At 74.0% G+C, this 19,378-nt stretch carries 16 protein-coding genes; 5 read left to right on the top strand and 11 right to left on the bottom strand.

The genetic code is table 11. From position 1 onward, the window contains the following. Nucleotides 1-184 precede the first annotated feature (184 nt). The 3 genes from ACH4PU_RS00100 to ACH4PU_RS00110 all read right to left on the bottom strand — a co-directional run bounded on the left by ACH4PU_RS00100 (nt 185) and on the right by ACH4PU_RS00110 (nt 6,124). Nucleotides 185-1,636, bottom strand: coding sequence for an aldehyde dehydrogenase family protein (locus ACH4PU_RS00100; protein WP_398263952.1), 1,452 nt, complete (start codon nt 1,634-1,636; stop codon nt 185-187). A 351-nt stretch (nt 1,637-1,987) separates the two neighbouring features. Then, entirely contained in the window at nt 1,988-3,550 is a 1,563-nt protein-coding gene (locus ACH4PU_RS00105; RefSeq protein WP_398263954.1) for a PucR family transcriptional regulator, read from the bottom strand. Between the two features lie 129 nt (nt 3,551-3,679). Beyond that, nucleotides 3,680-6,124, bottom strand: coding sequence for an ATP/GTP-binding protein (locus ACH4PU_RS00110; protein ID WP_398263956.1), 2,445 nt, complete (start codon nt 6,122-6,124; stop codon nt 3,680-3,682). Between the two features lie 376 nt (nt 6,125-6,500). Between ACH4PU_RS00110 and gabT the strand changes: the two genes are divergently transcribed. Further along, the gene (gabT, locus tag ACH4PU_RS00115; RefSeq protein WP_185946118.1) at nt 6,501-7,853 is read left to right on the top strand and encodes a 4-aminobutyrate--2-oxoglutarate transaminase; all 1,353 of its coding nucleotides are present in this window, start codon (nt 6,501-6,503) and stop codon (nt 7,851-7,853) included. A gap of 135 nt (nt 7,854-7,988) precedes the next feature. Then, nucleotides 7,989-8,861, top strand: a complete 873-nt coding sequence (locus tag ACH4PU_RS00120; RefSeq protein ID WP_398263959.1) for a phosphatase PAP2 family protein — start codon at nt 7,989-7,991, stop codon at nt 8,859-8,861. Here ACH4PU_RS00120 and ACH4PU_RS00125 read toward each other — a convergent pair. The 5 genes from ACH4PU_RS00125 to ACH4PU_RS00145 form a co-directional block, all read right to left on the bottom strand. Beyond that, a complete protein-coding gene (locus ACH4PU_RS00125) occupies nt 8,797-9,249 on the bottom strand; it encodes a hypothetical protein (protein WP_398263961.1) in 453 nt (150 codons plus the stop codon). The genes ACH4PU_RS00120 and ACH4PU_RS00125 overlap by 65 nt on opposite strands. A gap of 122 nt (nt 9,250-9,371) precedes the next feature. After that, complete coding sequence (locus ACH4PU_RS00130; protein ID WP_398263963.1) at nt 9,372-10,784, bottom strand: NAD(P)/FAD-dependent oxidoreductase; 1,413 nt, start codon at nt 10,782-10,784, stop codon at nt 9,372-9,374. A gap of 4 nt (nt 10,785-10,788) precedes the next feature. After that, the gene (locus ACH4PU_RS00135) at nt 10,789-11,613 is read right to left on the bottom strand and encodes an ABC transporter permease (RefSeq protein WP_398263965.1); all 825 of its coding nucleotides are present in this window, start codon (nt 11,611-11,613) and stop codon (nt 10,789-10,791) included. Continuing rightward, nucleotides 11,613-12,521 (bottom strand): ABC transporter permease, encoded by a 909-nt coding sequence (locus ACH4PU_RS00140; protein ID WP_398263967.1) that lies wholly within the window; start codon nt 12,519-12,521, stop codon nt 11,613-11,615. Before ACH4PU_RS00140 ends, ACH4PU_RS00135 begins: the two co-directional genes overlap by 1 nt. After that, on the bottom strand, nt 12,518-13,702 hold the full coding sequence (locus ACH4PU_RS00145) for an ABC transporter ATP-binding protein (RefSeq protein WP_398263969.1): 1,185 nt from the start codon (nt 13,700-13,702) through the stop codon (nt 12,518-12,520). The genes ACH4PU_RS00140 and ACH4PU_RS00145 overlap by 4 nt, the downstream gene beginning before the upstream one ends. A 452-nt stretch (nt 13,703-14,154) precedes the next feature. Between ACH4PU_RS00145 and ACH4PU_RS00150 the strand changes: the two genes are divergently transcribed. Beyond that, a complete protein-coding gene (locus ACH4PU_RS00150; protein WP_398263971.1) occupies nt 14,155-14,760 on the top strand; it encodes an NADAR family protein in 606 nt (201 codons plus the stop codon). Here ACH4PU_RS00150 and ACH4PU_RS00155 read toward each other — a convergent pair. Further along, nucleotides 14,706-15,545, bottom strand: a complete 840-nt coding sequence (locus ACH4PU_RS00155) for a DUF4190 domain-containing protein (protein WP_398263973.1) — start codon at nt 15,543-15,545, stop codon at nt 14,706-14,708. The genes ACH4PU_RS00150 and ACH4PU_RS00155 overlap by 55 nt on opposite strands. 107 nt (nt 15,546-15,652) lie before the next feature. Between ACH4PU_RS00155 and ACH4PU_RS00160 the strand changes: the two genes are divergently transcribed. After that, nucleotides 15,653-16,687: an adenosine deaminase gene (locus tag ACH4PU_RS00160; protein ID WP_398263975.1), complete on the top strand. Its 1,035-nt coding sequence runs from the start codon at nt 15,653-15,655 to the stop codon at nt 16,685-16,687. Nucleotides 16,688-16,760: 73 nt separating this feature from the next. Continuing rightward, complete coding sequence (locus ACH4PU_RS00165; RefSeq protein WP_398263977.1) at nt 16,761-17,444, top strand: glycerophosphodiester phosphodiesterase; 684 nt, start codon at nt 16,761-16,763, stop codon at nt 17,442-17,444. A 33-nt stretch (nt 17,445-17,477) separates the two neighbouring features. Here the strand turns inward: ACH4PU_RS00165 and ACH4PU_RS00170 are convergent, their stop codons facing one another. After that, nucleotides 17,478-18,665, bottom strand: coding sequence for a spermidine/putrescine ABC transporter substrate-binding protein (locus ACH4PU_RS00170; RefSeq protein ID WP_398263979.1), 1,188 nt, complete (start codon nt 18,663-18,665; stop codon nt 17,478-17,480). Nucleotides 18,666-18,780: 115 nt separating this feature from the next. Next, complete coding sequence (locus ACH4PU_RS00175) at nt 18,781-19,365, bottom strand: Uma2 family endonuclease (protein WP_398263981.1); 585 nt, start codon at nt 19,363-19,365, stop codon at nt 18,781-18,783. Nucleotides 19,366-19,378: the final 13 nt, after the last annotated feature.

Raw genomic sequence — 19,378 nt, forward strand, 5'->3', positions numbered from 1 at the left:
AGGGCTCGGATACCGCAGGGGTTGACCCGGGATTCAACCGGCGAGGGGATGGGTCCCGCCCGCCGGGTCCCTAGAGTCGTTCCCGTCGGCACCCCGGGGCTTCACGGGGGAAATCGGGGGAACGTGCCGGCAGCACGGGGGCACAGTGCGCTCCGGGCCACGGGCCCGGAGCGCACTGACGTGCTCAGAGAGCCAGGCCGGTCAGGACCAGCACCCGGTCGTAGGTGTAGTCGTCCATGGCGTAGCGCACGCCCTCGCGGCCCACGCCGGACTGCTTGGCGCCGCCGTACGGCATCTGGTCGGCGCGGTACGACGGGACGTCGCCGATGACCACGCCGCCGGTCTCCAGCGCGCGGTGGGCGCGGAAGGCGGTCTGGAGGTCGTGGGTGAAGACGCCCGCCTGGAGGCCGTAGGGCGAGTCGTTGACGGCCGCGAAGGCGGCCTCCTCGCCGTCGGCCTTGGAGAGGGTCAGCACCGGTCCGAAGACCTCCTCGCAGGCGATGGTCACACCGGCGGGGACGTCGGCGAGCACGGTCGGGGCGTAGGTGGCGCCCTCGCGCTTGCCGCCGGCGAGCAGCTTCGCGCCCGCGGCGACGGCCTCGTCCACCCAGGACTCGACGCGCTTCGCGGCGTCCTCGCTGACCAGCGGGCCGACGTCGGTGGCCGCGTCCGACGGGTCGCCGGTCACCTGGGCCTCGACGGCCGCGACGACCTTGGGCACCAGGCGCTCGTACAGCGACGCGTCGGCGATGACGCGCTGCACCGAGATGCAGGACTGGCCGCCCTGGTAGTTGGAGAAGGTGGCGATGCGCTGCGCCGCCCAGTCCAGGTCCGCCTCGGAGGACCAGTCCGCCAGGACGACGGCCGCGCCGTTGCCGCCCAGCTCCAGGGTGACGTGCTTGCGCGGCGCGGAGTCCAGGATGGACCAGCCGACCGGACCGGAACCGGTGAACGAGATCACCGGCAGCCGCTCGTCCTGGACGAGGGCCGGCATACGGTCGTTGGGAACGGTCAGGACGCTCCAGGAACCGGCCGGCAGCTCCGTCTCGGCCAGCAGCTCGCCGAGGACCAGCGAGGACAGCGGGGTCGCCGGGGCCGGCTTGAGGATGATCGGCGCACCGACCGCGATGGCGGGCGCGACCTTGTGCGCGGCCAGGTTCAGCGGGAAGTTGAACGGCGCGATGCCGAGCACGACGCCGCGCGGGAAGCGGCGGGTGAGGGCCAGGCGGCCCGTGGAACCGGGGTCGGTGTCCAGCCGCTGCGCGTCACCCGCGTTGAAGCGGCGCGCCTCCTCGGCGGCCCACCGGAAGACGGAGACGGCACGGCCGACCTCACCGCGCGCCCACTTGATGGGCTTGCCGTTCTCGGCCGAGATCAGCTGGGCGATCTCCTCCGTGCGCTCGGCCAGCCGCTTGGCGACGTGGTCGAGGGCGGCCGTACGGACGTGCGCGGGGGTCCCCGCGAACTCCTCGCGCACGGCGTGCGCGGCGGCCACGGCCTCCTCCACCTGCGCCTCGGTGGGCACGCTCACGGTGCCGACCAGGCGGCCGTCCCAGGAGTTCGTGACGTCGAAGGTCTCCTCGCCGGTGGCCTTGCGGCCGGCCAGCCAGAACGCGTGCGGGGCGGTGTCGGTCACGGGTCCGGCCCTTCCGAAGTGGGGGTGGTTGATTCGCTCCCCCACGGTAGGGGGCGGGTCGACGGGCGCGGTTTGTCCGCAGTGGAGCGGTGAGCGCGGTGGGCGCGCCGGATCGGCGCGGTGGGGTGCCCCGGTCCCGCCCTTTCACCGTTTCTTGCGGGGGCAAGCCCCCGCACCCCCGAAACCGCGCTCCGCGCGGTTGTCCTCAAACGCCGGACGGGCTGGAGTGGGCGCCCTATTCAGCCCGTTGGGGGTCCCCCCTCTGGGGGAGTTTGAGGACGAGCGGCGAAGCCGCGACAAGCGGGGTCTGGGGCGCAGCCCCAGGAAACGGCGAAGGGGTGGGGCTGGGGCCTACTCCCCCGCCCCCGGCGAAGCCTTGAGCGCCAGCCACAACTCCATCCGCACATCGGGATCATCCAGCGACCGCCCCAGAATCTCCTCCACCCGCCGCATGCGATACCGCAACGTATGCCGATGCACCCCCAGATCAGCAGCCGCCGCATCCCACTGCCCATGCCGCGCGAGCCACGCCCGCAGCGAGGCGACGAGATCCCCCCGCCCGGTCGCGTCATGCGCCCGCAGCGCCCGCAGCAGCCCGTCGGCGAACGCCCGCACCGCGTCGTCGCCGAGCAGTGGCAGAACGGATCCGGCGGCGACGTCCTCGTGCTCGACGAGGGGACGCCCCCGGCGCCGGGCGACGGACAGGGCCTGTTCGGCCTGGCGGAGGGCGGCGGCGGTGGCGCCGGGCAGGGCCGGGGCGGACAGCCCGAGCGCGACACCGGAAGCCTCCTCCCGCACGGCTTCCGCACAGGCGGTGGCCGCCGCTCCCCCGTCGGGAGCCAGTAGCACCAGCCGCCCGGCCTCCGGCACGGCGAGCACCGGCTCCGCCGCCCTGCTGGCCGCCGCCTCCGCCGCGTCGGCGAGGGCGGCGAGCGGGTCGCCGGCGTCCGGACCGGCGTCGTCGGCGGGCACGGGCTCGGCGACGAGGACCCGGAAGGGCCGGTCGAGCAGGGTCCCGTAGAGCTCCCCGGCGACGGCCCGCGCGTGGTCCGCCTCGCCGGACAGCAGCATCCGCAGCACCGCCGCGCCCAGTCGCTGCTCGGCGGCCTGGAGGGCGCGGGAGCGCTCGGTGGCGAGGGTGAGCAGGGCGACGGCCGAGTGGACGGCGTACCGCTCGGAGGTGCCGAGCGGTGCCCCGGTGCCGACGGCGAGGACACCTCGGGCGCGCCGGCCGGTGCCGAGGGACTGGAGCTCGACCCGGTCGTCGCCCTCCTCCGGTGCGACGACGGCGCTGGCGGGCGCGGGCCGGCCGCGCAGCCGCTCGACGTCCGGGCCGAAGCGGGCGGCGCGCCGGGCCGCCCAGTCGGGGGCCGCGGCGACGACCGCGCCGGACGCGTCGTACAGGGCGGCCCAGCCGTCGAGGTACGCGGCGAGCCGGACGAGCAGCCCGGCCGGGCCGTCGGGGCCGAGGGCGGCGCGGGTCAGCTCCCGCTGGGCCGCGAAGCCCGCGGTGACCGCCCGGTACTGCTCGGCGGCGATGGCGGCCGAGACGGCCTTGCTGATGGCGATGAAGGGGGTGCGCCGGGGCACCTCCAGCAGCGGAAGCCCCGCTTCCTCCGCGGCCTCGACGAGGGCGGGCGGCACCTGCTCGTAGTTGACGCCGACGGCGAACCCCAGGCCGACGACGCCCGCCCGGACCAGCCGCCTGACGTAGGGGCGCACGGTGTCCGGGTCCGCCGCGTCGATCTTCATGGCGGTGATCAGCAGCAGTTCGCCGCCCTCCATCCAGGGCACCGGGTCCGCCAGTTCGCTGACGTGCGCCCAGCGGACGGGGGTGTCCAGCCGCTCCCGGCCCGCGAGAACGGTGAGCTTGAGGGAGGAGTGGTGGACGAGCGAGGCGAGCGTGGGGGGCATGGCACCTTCGGGTGGGCGGCTTCGACGAAGCGGCGCGGGACGGCACGGCGATCGGGCCGTCCCGTATGAACTGCTGTGACCGATTCTCCCTCAGTGGAGCACAGGGCGCGGTCTCGCGAAGGGCCGCCCTCAGTCCCGCAGGTTCACCAGCACCGGCGGTGTCATCACCCCCCGTACCGACGTCACCGACAGCACCGCGTGCCCCGGCGGCACCCCGTGCGCCAGCTCGGAGGCCGACCAGCGCTCGCGCTCCACCGTGCGCACGGTGACCGACTGGGCGGTGACCGCGCGGCCGGTGACCACCCGGCGCAGCACGTGCAGGGCGCGGGTGAGCGGTTCGTGGGCGATGATCTGGCGGTCGGTGACGTCGCGGGTCTCCACCCACTCCTTCCCCCAGACCTCGGCGAACCGCGCGCCGTCCCAGGTGGTCACGCCGGAGAAGGCCATCCGGCAGCCGACGGTGCCGAGCAGGGCGCTGCGCAGCGCCTCGGGCACGTCGTCGAGCGTGCGGAGGGTGAGGACGGCGCCGGCGTGCGCCGAGCGCAGCCGCTGGAGGCCGCGCACCGACTCGGCCGTCACCGTGTGGGTGGCGTCGTCGAGCACCAGGCAGGCGAAGAGGGAGCGGTCGGCGCGGGCGGCGGCGGACTCGGTGAACTGGGCGAGGATCAGCCGGGCCAGCATCCGGGACGCTTCCGCGTGCCCGCGCTCCGGCAGGTCGATCCGGACCCGCAGCGGGTGTTCGAGGGTGCGGAGGGAGAAGGTGCGCCGGGGGTCGCCGGTGTCGAAGAAGCCCGCGAAGGCCGGGCGGTCGAGCAGCGCGACGCGGTCGGCGAGCATCGGCGCCGGGTCGCCGGGCCGCCGCGCCTGCCGCTCACGGGCGTCCAGTTCACGGGCCAGCGCTTCCTGGCCGGTGACCGCGAGCCGGTCGCGGAGCGCGTCGAGCGCCGTGGGCGAGCCGTCGAGCAGCTCCCGCAGCTCCTGGACGGACGGGAAGCGGCCGTGGGCGCCGTGGTACGGGCCGAGGATCTGGGCGAGGGCGGTGGCCGCGCGGCGGCCGTCCCCGCCGGGGAGCCCGGCGGCGAGGTCGCCGACCAGCCCCTCGGCGAGGATCGCCGCGGCCTCGTCGGGGTCCTCGGTGCCGCCGTACAGGTCCAGGTCGTAGGCGGAGTCCGGCCGGCCGATGCGGATCACCACGTCGAACGCCTCGTCGGGCGCCAGGCCGGTGCCCGCGGCCCCGACGGCGACGACGGCGGCGCGCCCGGCGAGGGCCTGGAGGCACAGCGACTCCAGCACCGGCCGGACCAGGCCGGCGGTCTTGCCGCAGCCGGGCGGGCCGACGGCGAGCAGGGAGGTGCCGAGCAGGCCGGGCTCCAGCGCCCAGCCGACGCCCCGGTGGTCGTAGGGATTGCGCCGGTCCTCGGCGGCGGTGCCGATCCGGACCTGCCCGGTGACCAGGTCGTGCCGGGCGGCCCGGACGGGCAGGTCACGGGCGCCGGAGGGGTGGGCGCAGGCGGCGGCGCCGGCCCGCAGCACGGCGTCGGTGAAGGCGGGCCGCCACTCGGGCCGGTTGCGGACGGCCTCCCAGGCGCGTTCGATCCGGGCCCGGTCCACGTCGTTCATCAGGCCCCGGCGGGCGTCCGCGGCGAGCCGCTCGGCGGCGTCGGGGGCGCCCTCGGCGCGCAGCCGGGGCCAGTCGGCCGGGTCCTCGTCGGGAGCGGGGGCGACGGTCCCGGCCGGCCGGCCGGGGAGCCGGGGCGGCCGGTCGGGGGCCGTGTACCGGCGCCAGAGCTCGCCCCAGCAGCCGAACCGGGCAGCGAGGGTGAGGAAGAGGGCGATGAAGAGGGTGTAGTAGGCGTAGCTGGCGTAGAAGAACATCGGCGGCTGCATCCAGGAGACCGGGATGACCCGCATCAGCGGCCACAGCCAGATCTCGCCGAACACGTCGTAGCAGAGCTCCCAGGCGACGACCGCGCCGGCCAGGGCGAGGGCGGCGCGGCGGACGAGCAGCGGCCGGGGGATGCGGTCGGGCCGCTCGGGGAGCAGGGCGGGGGGCAGCCGGAGGCCCGTCCGGCGCTTGAGGGAGGACCAGGCGGGGCGGCCGTGGCGGCGCCACAGCTCGGGGACGCGGCCGATGCGGGCGAAGAGGACGCCCAGGCCGCAGAACCATAGGGCGTAGTAGACGTAGGAGGACAGCATCCACTCGCGGGACAGCTCGTCCCAGTCGCCGGGGACCAGCGCCTTCAGCGGCCACTTCCAGTACGGGCCGAAGTAGCCGTGCCACAGCAGGGACCAGACGAGCCAGCCGCACAGCATCGAGATCACCGCGCCGCCGAGGAGCTGCCGGCCGGGGGTGCGGCCGGGCTCCTCCGGCGGCTTGGGGCGGTGGCCGAAGCGCCAGACGCCGGGCTGGGCGGCCGGTCTGGGGGTGCGCAGCCAGGCCAGGAACGGGTGCTCGGCCTCGTCCGGCGCGGGCGCCGGCGGCCGGCGCGGTGCCGGCGGGACGGGCCGGGCCGCCCGTCCGCCGTGGAAGGGAGGCGCGCCGTACGCGTCCCCGTACGTGTCCTCGGTCGCCATCGCTGCCCCTTGCCCCCGCCGGCCGGTCCTGCCACTGCCACCACTGCTGCTGCCTGCCCGGCGTACGGCCCGGCTGCGGCCGGACCGACGTCGCGTGGCCAATCTAGCGGCCCTGAGCGGGGAGTTCAGCGTCTCCGGGTGGAGTTCCGGGGTGACTCCGGGTCGTCTCGGGGCTGACTCGGGGTGGTCCCGGAGGCGGCACCGCCCGGTCCGGCGGGGGCGGCCGCGGGCGGCAGGGCGGCCGACACGGCCCGTCTCGCCATGTACCGTCCGGACAACGGCGCGCCCGTACTTCTCCCGAACGGAACATGCCGGGCCCGTCGGCCCGCCCTTAGCCTGCGGTCAAAAGTCCGCGTTCTTCCCCCGGGAGCCCACCATGACCGCACTGACCGGAGGCTCGGCCCTCCCCCAGGAGCGCCGCGTCGTCACCGCCATCCCCGGCCCGAAGTCGCTGGAGCTCCAGGCGCGTCGCACGGCGACGGTCGCCGGGGGCGTCGGCTCGGTGCTGCCGGTGTTCACGACCCGCGCGGGCGGCGGCGTGATCGAGGACGTGGACGGCAACTCGCTGATCGACTTCGGTTCGGGCATCGCCGTGACGTCGGTGGGCGCCAGCGCCGAGGCCGTGGTCCGCCGGGCGTCGGCCCAGCTGGCGAACTTCACCCACACCTGCTTCATGGTCACCCCCTACGAGGGGTACGTGGAGGTCTGCGAGCGGCTCGCCGAGCTGACGCCGGGCGACCACGCCAAGAAGTCGGCGCTGTTCAACTCGGGCGCCGAGGCCGTCGAGAACGCAGTGAAGATCGCCCGCGCGTACACCAAGCGCCAGGCGGTCGTCGTCTTCGACCACGGCTACCACGGCCGCACCAACCTGACGATGGCGCTGACGGCCAAGAACATGCCGTACAAGCACGGCTTCGGCCCGTTCGCCCCCGAGGTCTACCGGGTGCCGGTGGCCTACGGCTACCGCTGGCCGACCGGCCCGGAGAACTGCGGCCCCGAGGCCGCGGCGCAGGCCATCGACCAGATCACCAAGCAGGTCGGCGCGGAGAACGTGGCCGCGATCATCATCGAGCCGGTGCTCGGCGAGGGCGGTTTCATCGAGCCGGCCAAGGGCTTCCTGCCGGCGATCGTGAAGTTCGCCAACGACAACGGCATCGTCTTCGTGGCGGACGAGATCCAGTCCGGCTTCTGCCGCACCGGCCAGTGGTTCGCCTGTGAGGACGAGGGCGTCGTCCCGGACCTGATCACCACCGCCAAGGGCATCGCGGGCGGTATGCCGCTGGCCGCGGTCACCGGCCGCGCGGAGATCATGGACTCGGCGCACGCGGGCGGCCTGGGCGGCACCTACGGCGGCAACCCGGTGGCGTGCGCCGCCGCGCTCGGCGCGATCGAGACCATGCGCGAGCTGGACCTCAACGCGAAGGCGAAGCGCATCGAGGAGGTCATGAAGGCCCGCCTCGCGGTCATGCAGGAGAAGTTCCCGGTCATCGGGGACATCCGCGGCCGCGGTGCGATGATCGCGATCGAGCTGGTCAAGGACCCGGAGACCAAGGCCCCCGCCCCGGAGGCGGCCGGTGCCCTGGCCAAGGCGTGCCACGCCGAGGGCCTGCTGGTGCTGACCTGCGGCACCTACGGCAACGTGCTGCGCTTCCTGCCGCCGCTGGTCATCGGCGAGGACCTGCTCAACGAGGGTCTGGACATCATCGAGGCGGCCTTCGGGCAGCTCTGATCCGCCGGTCCGGTCCTTCCGATCCGGCGTGCGCGGGCGTCTGCACGGGCGCCCGTGAAGAACCTGTGCGGGGCGGGTGGTGGACGGGTGACACGGCTACCGTCCGCCGCCCGCCCTGCCGTACGGTTTCTGCAGATGAGTGAGACACCCCGTCCGCAGGGGACTGCGGACGACGCCCCGCCGGTACGTCCCCAGTGCCGGCGCGGCCGTGCCACCGCGCACGCGACCGGGGCCGCGGCAGGAGCGGGCCCCGGGACTCCTCACCGATCGGACGGCCGCCCGTTCCACACCCCCCGGGGCGAGCGGCACGCCGACCAGGCCGGCGGCCTCGGAACCTCCCCCCCTGTTCCGGAGCCGCCGGCCCTTCGGCCGTCCCCGCTCCGGAGGGTCCTCCTCCCAGCGCTCTCCGCCGTCCTGTTCGCCCTGGTCACCTGGCAGGTCGCCGGGCACGGCCCGCTGCGCGCGCTCGACGAGCGGGTCGGGCGCGCCGTCGCCGGTGCCGCGTTCCCGCGGGCGGTCACCGGGTTCCTCGCCGATCTCGGCAACGCCTCCGTCGCCGTACCCGTGCTGGTCGCCGCGGCGCTGTGGGCGGTCCTGCGGCGCGGCCGGCCGTGGTCGCACGCCCTGGCCGCCGCCCTCGCCATGGCGGCGGTGCCCGCCCTGGTCGTCCCCCTCAAGACGCTCGTGGACCGCCCGGGCCCGCCCGCGATGGGGGCCGGCCCGCACGACGGCTTCTTCCCCTCCGGCCACGCCGCCACCGCCGCCGTGGCCTACGGCGCCGCGCTGCTGCTGCTCACCCGCTCCCGCCGCGCCGCCGCCGGGTACGTGCTGCTGAACGCGGCGGTGGGGGCGGCGCTCGTCCACCGCGGCTACCACTGGCCGCTGGACGTCCTGGGCTCCTGGTGCCTGGCGGCGCTCGTGCTGTGGTGCCTGTCCCGGGCGCTCAGCCGCGGGCGAGCCGGGCGGCGGCCTCGTGCAGGGAGAGCTCCAGCACCACCGGATCGGTGAGCGCCCCCGACCCGTCGGGCGGCACCAGCCAGCGGACGAGGGAGGCGTTGCGGACCGGGTGCGGCACCACGATCCAGGTGCCGGGCCCGGCGCCGCGCACCCCGGTCGCCAGCCACCGGGCCGCCGTCCCGGGCGGGACCAGGAAGCCGATCCGGCCCGCCCGTTCGTCGGCGAGGACGGGCCCGGGCCGGCCGGCGCGCTCGGCCAGGACGTCCACCGTGGGGCGGCCGAGGCCGCCGGGAAGAATGAGGACGTCCCAGAGCCGACCGGCGGGCAGCAGGGTGATCCCGAAGGGATTGCGCTCCCACTCCCACCGGCAGCTCGCGGGATCGGGCGCGGCCGCCGCCAGCCAGTCCACCGCGCTCGTCCTCCCCGTACCGCCGCTCATACGCCGTCCTCCTCCGTGTCGCGTGGGTGCGTCCACGAGGGAGAGGGGGCGGCCGGGCGGCCGTTACGCGGGTCCGGCGGGATTCCCCCGACCGGGTCCGCCGGGCGAAGGGTCGGCCGGCGTCAGCTGTCGAAGCCGAGCCCGACCTTGTCCATGGCCTTGAGCCAGAGGTTGCGGCGCCCGCCGTTCTCGTCGGCCCGGGTCATGGACCACTGGGTGATGCCGATGCCCACCGACCGCACCGGCTCCGGCGGGAAGGGCAGCGGTCTGCTGCGGACCATCTCCAGCTCGGTGCGCTCCGTCCGCTCCCCCGCCAGCAGGTCGAGCATCACGTCGGCGCCGAACCGGGTGGCCCCCACGCCGAGCCCGGTGTAGCCGAGGGCGTAGGCGACCCGGCCGCCGTGCGCGGTGCCGAAGAAGGCCGAGAAGCGGGAGCAGGTGTCGATGGCGCCGCCCCAGGCGTGCGAGAAGCGGACGCCCTCCAGCTGCGGGAAGCAGCGGAAGAAGTGCTCGGCGAGCCGCTGGTAGGTGGCCGGGTGGTGGTCGTACTCGGCCCGGACCTCGCCGCCGTAGTGGTAGACGATGTCGTAGCCGCCCCACAGGATCCGCCGGTCGGCGGTGAGCCGGAAGTAGTGGAAGTGGTTGGCCGAGTCGCTGAGCCCCTGCCGCCGCTTCCAGCCGACGGCCGCCAGCTGCTCCTCGGTCAGCGGCTCGGTGACGAGCACGTAGTCGTAGACCGGGGCGATGAACGGGCGCAGCCGCTTGACCAGCGACGGGTACACGTTGGTGCCGAGGGCGGCCCGCCGGGCGAACACCCGCCCGTAGGGGGTGCGGACGGCGACGCCGGCGCCGCGCGAGGACAGGCCGCTGCCGGGGGTGTGTTCGTAGATCCGTACGCCCAGCTCCAGGCAGGCGCGCTTGAGGCCCCAGGCGAGCTTGGCGGGGTGCAGCATGGCGACGCCGTCGCGGTTCCAGAGGCCGGCGAGGAAGGTCGGGGAGTCGACCTCGGCGCGCAGGGCGTCGCGGTCGAGGTACTCGTGGCCGGTGATGCCGAGGGACGCGTACTCCTCGGCGGCCTCGCGGAGTTCGGCCACCTGGTGCGGGGCCGTGGCGATGTCGATCTCGCCGGTGCGTTCGAAGTCGCAGTCGATGCCGTGGCGGCGGAGGGCGGCCTCGATGCCGTCCAGGTTGCGGCGGCCGAGCTCCTCCAGGCGGAGGAGTTCACCGGGCCAGCGGGCGAGGCCGTTGGCGACGCCGTGGGTGAGGGAGGCGGCGCAGAAGCCGCCGTTGCGGCCGGAGGCGGCCCAGCCGGTCTCCTCGGCCTCGATGAGGACGACGTCGCGGGCGGGGTCGCGTTCCTTGGCGTTGAGGGCGGTCCAGAGCCCCGAGTAGCCGCCGCCGACGACGAGCAGGTCGCAGTGCTCGTCGCCGACGAGGGCGGGGCGGGGGTCGGGCCGGCCGGGGTCGTCGAGCCAGTAGGGGCGCAGAGCGGTGTCGGAAAGTGATTGGGCAGGGTTCATGGCACGAGCGGCCATGTTCTCAGCTCCTTCGGCTGCCTCTTCGTCTGTTCTTCCGGCGCCCGGCCAGCTGTCCGGCCAGGACGCACAGGACGGCGACGGCGAACATCGCCGTGCCGACGACATTGATCTGAACGGGGGTGCCCCGCTGCGCGGCTCCCCAGACGTACATGGGGAAGGTCACAGTGGAACCGGCGTTGAAGTTGGTGATGACGAAGTCGTCGAAGGAGAGCGCGAACGACAGCAGCGCCCCGGCCGCGATGCCGGGCGCCGCGATCGGCAGGGTGACGCGGAGGAACGTCTGGAGGGGCGTGGCGTAGAGGTCCTGCGCGGCCTGTTCGAGCCGTGGGTCCATGCTCGCCACCCGGGCCTTGACGGCCGTGACGACGAAGCTCAGGCAGAACGTGATGTGGGCGATGAGGATCGTCCAGAAGCCGAACGCGACGCCGGTGTTGAGGAAGAGGGTGGCCATCGAGGCGGCCATCACCACCTCGGGCATCGCCATCGGCAGGAAGAACAGGCCGCTCGCCGCGCCGCGGCCCCGGAAGCGGTGCCGGGCCAGGGCGAACGCGGCGAGGGTGCCGAGGACGGTGGCGCCCACGGTGGCCCAGAGGGCGATCCAGAGGCTGAGCGAGAGCGAGCCGCAGAGGCCGGCGACGTCGCAGGGGTGCGTCCAGGCGTCCGCGGAGAACCGCCGCCACTCGTAGTTGAAGCGGCCGGCGGGCTTGTTGAACGAGAAGACGGTGACGATGACGTTGGGCAGCAGCAGGTAGGCGAGCGTGCCCAGGCCGGCGATCACCACCAGGTGGCGGCGGAGCCAGTGCAGCGGGCGGGCGGCGGTACGCATCAGACGACGTCCTCCGTCCCGGCCCGGCGGAGGTAGACGGTGACCAGGGCGAGGATCACGGCCATCAGCAGGAAGGACAGGGCGGCGGCGGTCGGGTAGTCGAGGACGCGCAGGAACTGCGACTGGACGACGTTGCCGATCATCTTCTGGTCCGGGGAGCCGAGCAGTTCGGCGTTGATGTAGTCGCCGGCGGCCGGGATGAAGGTGAGCAGCGTGCCGGCCACGACGCCGGGCATGGACAGCGGGAACGTCACCCGGCGGAACGTGGTGAGGGGGCCCGCGTAGAGGTCGCCCGCGGCTTCGTGGAGCCTGCCGTCGATGCGTTCCAGGGAGGTGTAGAGCGGCAGGATCATGAAGGGCAGGAAGTTGTAGGTGAGGCCGCAGACGACGGCGAGCGGGGTGGCGAGGAGCCGGTGCCCCTCGGTGACGCCGAGCGCGTCGGTCAGGCCGAGGACGTGCAGCGAGTCGAGGGCGCCGACGACCGGTCCGCCGTCGGAGAGGATCGTCTTCCAGGCCAGCGTGCGGATCAGGAAGCTGGTGAAGAACGGCGCGATGACCAGCACCATCAGCAGGGTGCGCCAGCGGCCGGCCCGGAAGGCGATGAGGTACGCGAGCGGGTAGCCGAGCAGCAGGCAGAGCACGGTGGCGGCGGTGGCGTAGCCGATCGAGCGGAGGAACTGGGGCCAGTAGGTGCTGAGGGCGTCCCAGTAGGTGGCGAAGTGCCAGGTGACCCGGAAGCCGTCCTCCAGCGAGCCGGTCTGGACGGAGGTCGACGCCTGGTAGACGAGGGGGGCCACGAAGAAGACGAGCAGCCAGAGGATGCCGGGGAGGAGCAGCCAGTGGGGGACGCGCCGGCCACGGCGGGCAGGGGTGGCGTCCTGGACGGTGTCGGGGGTGACCGTCGTCATGAGGGGGCCTCCCCCAGGTCCACGTCGGTGCCCGCCTCGATGCGCTGCGCGGCGTCCAGTCCGAAGCCGTGGCCGGGGTTCCAGTGCAGGAGCACCTCGGCGCCGGGGACCAGGCGGGGGTCGCGGTCGACGTTCTGGGCGTAGACGGACAGACCGGTGCCGCCCGTGGCGACCGGGGAGTCGACGAGGTACTGGGTGGAGACGCCGATGAAGCTCGCGGAACTGATGCGTCCACGCAGCCGGTTGCGGCCCTCGGGAACGGTCGCGGCGTCGTCGGCGTGGGTGAGCGCGATCTTCTCCGGCCGTATGCCGACGAGGACCTTGTCACCGGGGCGTGCGGGGACCTGGCAGCGGGCGGCGGGCAGCGCGAGCTTGCCGTCGGCGGCGCGCAGCACGAGGTCGTCGCCGGAGGCGTCGAGGACGTCGGCGGTGATGAGGTTGGAGGTGCCCAGGAAGTTGGCGACGAAGGTGGTGCGCGGGGTCTCGTAGAGGTCGGCGGGGGCGCCGAGCTGTTCCACCCGGCCGGCGTTCATGACGGCCACGGTGTCGGCCATCGTCATGGCCTCCTCCTGGTCGTGCGTGACGTGCACGAAGGTGATGCCGACCTCGGTCTGGATCCGCTTGAGCTCCAGCTGCATCTGGCGGCGGAGCTTGAGGTCCAGGGCGCCCAGCGGCTCGTCGAGCAGCAGCACCTGCGGGTGGTTGATGAGCGCCCGGGCGACGGCCACGCGCTGCTGCTGGCCTCCGGAGAGCTCGTGCGGCCGGCGCCGGGCCAGATCGCCGAGCTGGACGAGGTCGAGCATCTCGCCGACCTGCTTGCGCACCGACTTCACGCCGCGCCGGCGCAGGCCGAAGGCGACGTTCTCGTGGATGTCGAGGTGCGGGAAGAGGGCGTAGCTCTGGAAGACGGTGTTCACCGGGCGCTTGTACGGCGGCAGGGCGGTCACGTCCCGGCCGGCGAGGACGACGTTGCCGGTGGTGGGGGTCTCCAGGCCGGCGATCATGCGCAGGGTGGTGGTCTTGCCGCAGCCGGAGGCCCCGAGCAGGGCGAAGAAGGAGCCCGCGGGGACGGAGAGGTCCAGCGGGTGCACGGCCGTGAAGGCGCCGTAGCGCTTGCTGATCCCGGCCAGGCGGACGTCGGTTCCGCTGCCGCCGGGGCCGCTCGGGGCGGTTGCAGTCATGGGTGTGGATCCATCGGATGTGGGGGCGTAGAGCACATAACAGTGACATACGGACGGGGATGTCCGCGTACGGGCCGTGCGGGTGCCGCATCGCTCACTCCTCCGCTGCCCGCTCGGGCCGGGACCGCGGCGGTCCCAGCCGTCGCTCCTAACGGATGTGATCGCCGATCCTGGCAGAGGAGGCGGCCCGCAACAAGAGATTCCGTCGTGGAGATTTGACTCCTCGACGGATTCGGTGCTGCGGGGGGTGAGGGTCACGCGGTGCGGTCCCGACGCCGCGCCATCGGTCGCCGTCGGCCCGCCGTCGGTCCGGCATCGGCCGCCGGACCGGACGGGACGATCTTCTCATTGCCCGCCCCGTGCCCCGTGCGCCGGTCCGCCCCCCTATTCACTCTGCGTTGTCAGTGGGGGGTGCCAGAATGGTCGGCATGTCGAGGGGAACGGGGAATGACATGGTGAACAGGGGTGTGGCGGGCGCGCGGACCGTCGAGGAGCTGATGGCGGCCATTACGCGCGGTGAGCGTCCGAAGTACGTCTTCTTCTGGGGGCACCGGCCGCGGCGGGACGGCTCGGTGGGGCCGGGCTGCTTCAGCCAGTGGTGGCCGTCGCCCTTCACGGTGGACGGCACGGTCTACGCGACGGCGGAGCACTGGATGATGGCGGGCAAGGCCCGGCTGTTCGGCGACGCCGAGGCCGAGGCCCGGGTGCTGGCGGCGGCCCACCCCAAGCAGGCGAAGGACGCCGGCCGGACGGTGCGCGGCTTCGACGAGGAGGAATGGCGGCGGCACCGCTTCGAGCTCGTCGTCGAGGGCGGCGTGCACAAGTTCGGCCACCACCCGGAGCTGCGGGAGTATCTGCTCGGCACCGGGAGCCGGGTGCTGGTGGAGGCCAGCCCGCTGGACCGGGTGTGGGGCATGGGTCTCACCGCGGACGACGAGCGCGCCGCGGATCCGGCCCGCTGGAACGGGCTCAATCTGCTGGGCTTCGCGCTGATGGAGGCGCGTCAGCGGCTGGCGGGCAGCACCAGCGGCCCCCGGCCGGAGGCGCCCGCCGCGTAGCCGCCGGGGGCACCGGACGTGCCGGACGCCCGGTAGACCACGTCGGAGATCTCGGTGACGTCGGGGTCGTCGACGTAGTGGTCGTCGTCGTGCGAAGGGTCGTCCGGGGTGTTGAGCACCAGGACGAGGACGGCGACGGAGGCGGCCAGCCCGAGCGCCCCGAGGATCAGCCCGGCCAGGGCCTGGCCGCGGTTGGTCGCCACGCCCCGGACGGCCTTCGCCCGTCCGACCGCGCCGAATATGACGGCGAGGACACCGAGGACGAGTCCCAGCACCACGGAGACGGCGAGGACGAGCGACACGATGCCCAGGACGAGGGCGGCGGTGCCGAAGCCGTTGTCGGGGACGGCCGGCGCCATGGGCGCCATCGGCCCGTAGTACGCCGGCAGTCCCGAGCCGCCGGGAGGACCCGGGGCGTGCGCCGGGCCGGGGCCCGGGTAAGGGCCCGGCCCCTGGGGCGCGGCGCCGTACGCCGGGTACGCCGGCCCGTACGGCGAGCCGGGCTGCGGCACGTTCGCGTAACCGGCCGGCGTCCCGTAGGGGGCGGAGGGCCGCCACGCGCTCGGGGTGCCGGGGCCCGTCGGGGCCGGGGGGACGGGCGGCACGACGCCTTCCGGCGGCGGAGGGACCTGGGGTGGCACGGCCGCGTGCCGTGGCGGGCGGACGGCGTCCGGGCCCTTGCCGAGCGGGACCCCACCGCCGTCGAGCGGTACGCCCCGCTCCGGCGGCGGCGCCCACGGGTCGCGGTCCCGCGGCTCCTGCTGCGCACTGCCCGTGTCGGACACTGACCCTCCCCTGCTCCACCGCCATGCTACGGCCTCCCGAACGGCGGCGGCGGCCCCCCGCATACGATGATCGGCACCCGCCGACCGACCAGCCCCCGGAGGCCCGCATGTCAGCGCTCGACCCCTTCATCGCCGGTCTGCCCAAGGCCGAGCTGCACGTGCACCACGTCGGTTCGGCCTCCCCGCGCATCGTCGCCCAACTGGCCGCCCGGCACCCGGACTCCCCGGTGCCCACCGACCCCGAGGCGCTGGCCGACTTCTTCACCTTCCGCGACTTCGCGCACTTCATCGAGGTCTACCTCTCGGTCGTCGACCTCGTCCGCGACGCCGAGGACGTCCGGCTGCTCACCTACGAGATCGCCAGGGACATGGCCCGGCAGAACATCCGCTACGCGGAGCTGACGGTCACGCCCTTCAGCTCGGTGCGGCGCGGCATCCCCGACGTGGCCTTCGTCGAGGCGATCGAGGACGCCCGCAAGGCGGCCGAGGCCGAGCTGGGCGTGGTGCTGCGCTGGTGCTTCGACATCCCCGGCGAGGCCGGCCTGGACGCGGCCGAGGAGACCGCCCGGATCGCCTGCGACCTGCGGCCGGACGGCCTGGTCTCGTTCGGCCTCGGCGGCCCCGAGATCGGCGTTCCCCGCCCGCAGTTCAAGCCGTACTTCGACCGCGCCATCGCCGCCGGGCTGCACAGCGTGCCGCACGCCGGGGAGACCACCGGCCCGGAGACGATCTGGGACGCGCTGACCGCGCTGCGCGCCGAGCGCATCGGGCACGGCACCAGCGCCCCGCAGGACCCCCGGCTGCTCGCCCACCTCGCCGAGCACCGCATCCCGCTGGAGGTCTGCCCGACCTCCAACCTGGCCACCCGGGCCGTGACCGACATCGAGCGGCACCCGATCCGGGAGATGGTCGCCGCGGGCGTCCTGGTCACCGTGAACAGCGACGACCCGCCGATGTTCGGCACCGACCTGAACAACGAGTACGCGGTCGCCGCCCGGCTGCTGGAGCTCGACGTTCGCGGCGTCGCGGACCTCGCCAAGAACGCCGTGGAGGCGTCGTTCATGGACGCGGCGGGCAAGGCGCGGCTCGCCGCGGAGATCGACGCGTACACGGACGCGTACACGGCGGCCCGCGCGGGCTGACCGGCGGCGCGCGCCCGGCCGGGCCGCCGGGGCCCGTCCGGCGGACCGCGCGCCCTCCGGCCACAATGGGCGGATGCCGATCACCCGCGCCTTCCAGGCCGTCGCCCACCGCGGCGACCCGTACGTCCACCGCGAGAACACCCTGCCGTCCATCCGCTCGGCCCGGCGGGCCGGCGCGGCGGCGGTGGAGATCGACGTCCGCCTCACCCGCGACGGCGTGCCCGTCCTGCTGCACGACGCCACCCTGCGCCGGCTGTGGGGCCACGACCGCGCCCTCGCCTCGGTGACCGCCGACGAGCTGCGCGCCCTGACCGGCGGCGGCGTGCCGACGCTGCGGGAGGCACTGGCGGACGACGGCCCCGGGCGGCTGTTCGTCGACCTCCCCGACCCCTCGGCGGCGTCCGCCGCCGTCGCGGAGGTGCACGCGGCGGGGGCCGCGGGCCGCGTCTACTACTGCGGCGGCACCGACTCCATGCGCGAGGTCCGGCGGGCCGACCCGGAGGCGGAGATCGCCCTCACCCGGACCACCCTGAACCCGCCCCCCGCGGCCCTGCTCGCCGCGGTCCGCCCGCACTGGCTCAACTACCGCTTCGGGCTGGTGAGTCCGGAACTGGTCGCCCGGCACCACGCCGACGGCTACCTGGTCTCCGCGTGGACGGCGGACACCCGGCGCTCCATGCGGCGCCTGCTGGCCGCCGACGTCGACTCGATCACGACGAACCGGGTGGGCACCCTACGGGCCCTGCTGGACGCCTGACGCCGGCTGCCCTACGGCGCGCGGCCGGGGCCTTCACAGCCCGACGATCTCGTTCCACTCCTTCGCGAACCCCGGCCGCTCCCTCGCCGTGATGTCGCGCGCCGTCGCCAGCCGCTTCCGCATGTCGTCCGTCGGGAAGACCAGCGGGTTCTCCGCCAGCTCGGCGAGCTCCTTGTCCTTCGACGCGGCGAGCACGTCCCGCGCGGCGGGCACCGGGCAGACGTAGTTGACCGCCGCGGCCAGCTCCGCCGCCACCTCGGGCCGGTAGTAGTGGTCGATCAGCTGCTCGGCGCTCGCCTTGTGCCGGGCGAGATCCGGGATCATCAGGCTCTCCGCCCACAGCTCCGCGCCCTCCTCCGGCACCACGAAGGCGATGTCCGGGTTGTCGGCCTGGAGCTGGATGATGTCACCGGAGTACGCCTGGCAGGCCAGCACGTCGCCCGACGACAGTTCCTTGATGTAGTCGTTGCCGGTGAACCGGCGGATGTGCCGCTGGGCGACCAGGCGGCGCAGCCGGTCCGTCATCCGGTGGAAGTCGTCGGCGGTCCACCGGGTGACGTCGACGCCGTCGCCCAGCATCAGCAGGGTGAACGCCTCGTCCATCCCGGACAGCAGGGTGACCCGGCCGCGCAGGTCGTCCTTCCACAGCTCGGCCGTGCTGCGGATCTCGCGGCCCAGCTTCTTGCGGTGGTAGGCGATGCCGGTGATCCCGGACTGCCAGGGCACGGAGTGCTTGCGGCCGGGGTCGAACGACGGCTTGCGCAGCAGCGGGTCGAGGTTCCGGGCGACGTTCGGCTGTGCGGCCCGGTCCATCTCCTGCACCCAGCCGAGGCGGACGTAGCGGGCGCACATCCAGTCGCTGACGACGATCAGGTCGCGGCCGGTGTCCTGATGGTTCATCAGGGCGGGGCTGATCTTCCCGAAGAACTCGTCGTTGTCGTTGATCTCCTCGGTGTACTTCACCGAGACGCCGCTGCGCTTCTCGAACGCCTCCAGTGTGGGGCGCCGGCCGGGATGCTTCTCGTCGGTGTCGATGTACAGCGGCCAGTTGGCGAACGACAGCCGCCGGTCGGTGGCGGAACGATCCTTCGCGGAGCGGTCGCCGGGGGCGATGTAGGCGGCCGGCACTCCGCAGCCGGCGAGCGCGGCGGCACCCGCGCCGGCGGCCGTCGCGCGCAGCAGGGAGCGGCGGGACAGGTGCTTCACGGGCTTCTCTCGCATGACGGCAGGATGGGGGAGGCGATCTTCACGGACAAGGGGCGGGGTGTCCGGAGATCGCGGGTGCCGGCAGACGCTTCGCCGGGCCGTCGATGATACGGGAACGCCGGGGGCGGGGTCAGTCGCGGGGGAACCTGTCGGTGGCGATCGTCAGGCCGAGCGGGGTGCAGGTGAGATCGATCGGGTCACCGAAGTCGACGGTGACCTCGCTCCGGTAGGTGTCGCCCTTCGGAGACGTGAAGACGTGGCACTGCCCGCTGTACGGATCGGCGATCACGTAGACGGGTACCTCCGCCTCGGCGTACGTCTGCTTCTTGGGTCCGTAATCGTTGACCGCGGTTCCCTGGGAGATGACCTCCACGATCAGTTCCGCGTCGGAAGGGGAGAACCTTCCCTTGCCGTCGGGTGTCGCCCCGTCGGCGATTTTCACGAGATCGGGACAGAACCCGTTCAGGTAGCCCGGGAAGTCGATGCGCACGTCCGAGTCGATTTCGGCGTCTTCGCCGAAGTGCTGCCGGAGCCGACAGGCGATCTCAAAAATGATCTTCCAGTGCGTGCGACGCTGCGGTGACATGTGGACGACCCCTCGGACAACCTCGACCCTGTATCCCTCGGGGACCGGCTCCAGCTGGTCGAACAGCTCGTCCAGGCTGAGGCCATCGTTGTCGGTCACGGCGATCCTGTCCGTCAGTTCGACTGTCATCGTGCCGCTCCTC

Origin of the sequence: Streptomyces sp. NPDC021100, from assembly GCF_044333095.1 — a bacterium.
Taxonomy (GTDB): Bacteria; Actinomycetota; Actinomycetes; order Streptomycetales; family Streptomycetaceae; genus Streptomyces.

Bases quoted from the DNA above. Each gene is read 5' to 3' on its own strand.
- ACH4PU_RS00160 (WP_398263975.1), top strand. From the start codon at position 15,653: ATGTCAGCGCTCGACCCCTTCATCGCCGGTCTGCCCAAGGCCGAGCTG.
- ACH4PU_RS00120 (WP_398263959.1), top strand. From the start codon at position 7,989: ATGAGTGAGACACCCCGTCCGCAGGGGACTGCGGACGACGCCCCGCCG.
- gabT (WP_185946118.1), top strand. From the start codon at position 6,501: ATGACCGCACTGACCGGAGGCTCGGCCCTCCCCCAGGAGCGCCGCGTC.
- ACH4PU_RS00140 (WP_398263967.1), bottom strand. From the start codon at position 12,521: ATGACGACGGTCACCCCCGACACCGTCCAGGACGCCACCCCTGCCCGC.
- ACH4PU_RS00145 (WP_398263969.1), bottom strand. From the start codon at position 13,702: ATGACTGCAACCGCCCCGAGCGGCCCCGGCGGCAGCGGAACCGACGTC.
- ACH4PU_RS00125 (WP_398263961.1), bottom strand. From the start codon at position 9,249: ATGAGCGGCGGTACGGGGAGGACGAGCGCGGTGGACTGGCTGGCGGCG.
- ACH4PU_RS00135 (WP_398263965.1), bottom strand. From the start codon at position 11,613: ATGCGTACCGCCGCCCGCCCGCTGCACTGGCTCCGCCGCCACCTGGTG.
- ACH4PU_RS00150 (WP_398263971.1), top strand. From the start codon at position 14,155: ATGGTGAACAGGGGTGTGGCGGGCGCGCGGACCGTCGAGGAGCTGATG.
- ACH4PU_RS00170 (WP_398263979.1), bottom strand. From the start codon at position 18,665: ATGCGAGAGAAGCCCGTGAAGCACCTGTCCCGCCGCTCCCTGCTGCGC.
- ACH4PU_RS00105 (WP_398263954.1), bottom strand. From the start codon at position 3,550: ATGCCCCCCACGCTCGCCTCGCTCGTCCACCACTCCTCCCTCAAGCTC.
- ACH4PU_RS00175 (WP_398263981.1), bottom strand. From the start codon at position 19,365: ATGACAGTCGAACTGACGGACAGGATCGCCGTGACCGACAACGATGGC.
- ACH4PU_RS00165 (WP_398263977.1), top strand. From the start codon at position 16,761: ATGCCGATCACCCGCGCCTTCCAGGCCGTCGCCCACCGCGGCGACCCG.
- ACH4PU_RS00110 (WP_398263956.1), bottom strand. From the start codon at position 6,124: ATGGCGACCGAGGACACGTACGGGGACGCGTACGGCGCGCCTCCCTTC.
- ACH4PU_RS00130 (WP_398263963.1), bottom strand. From the start codon at position 10,784: ATGGCCGCTCGTGCCATGAACCCTGCCCAATCACTTTCCGACACCGCT.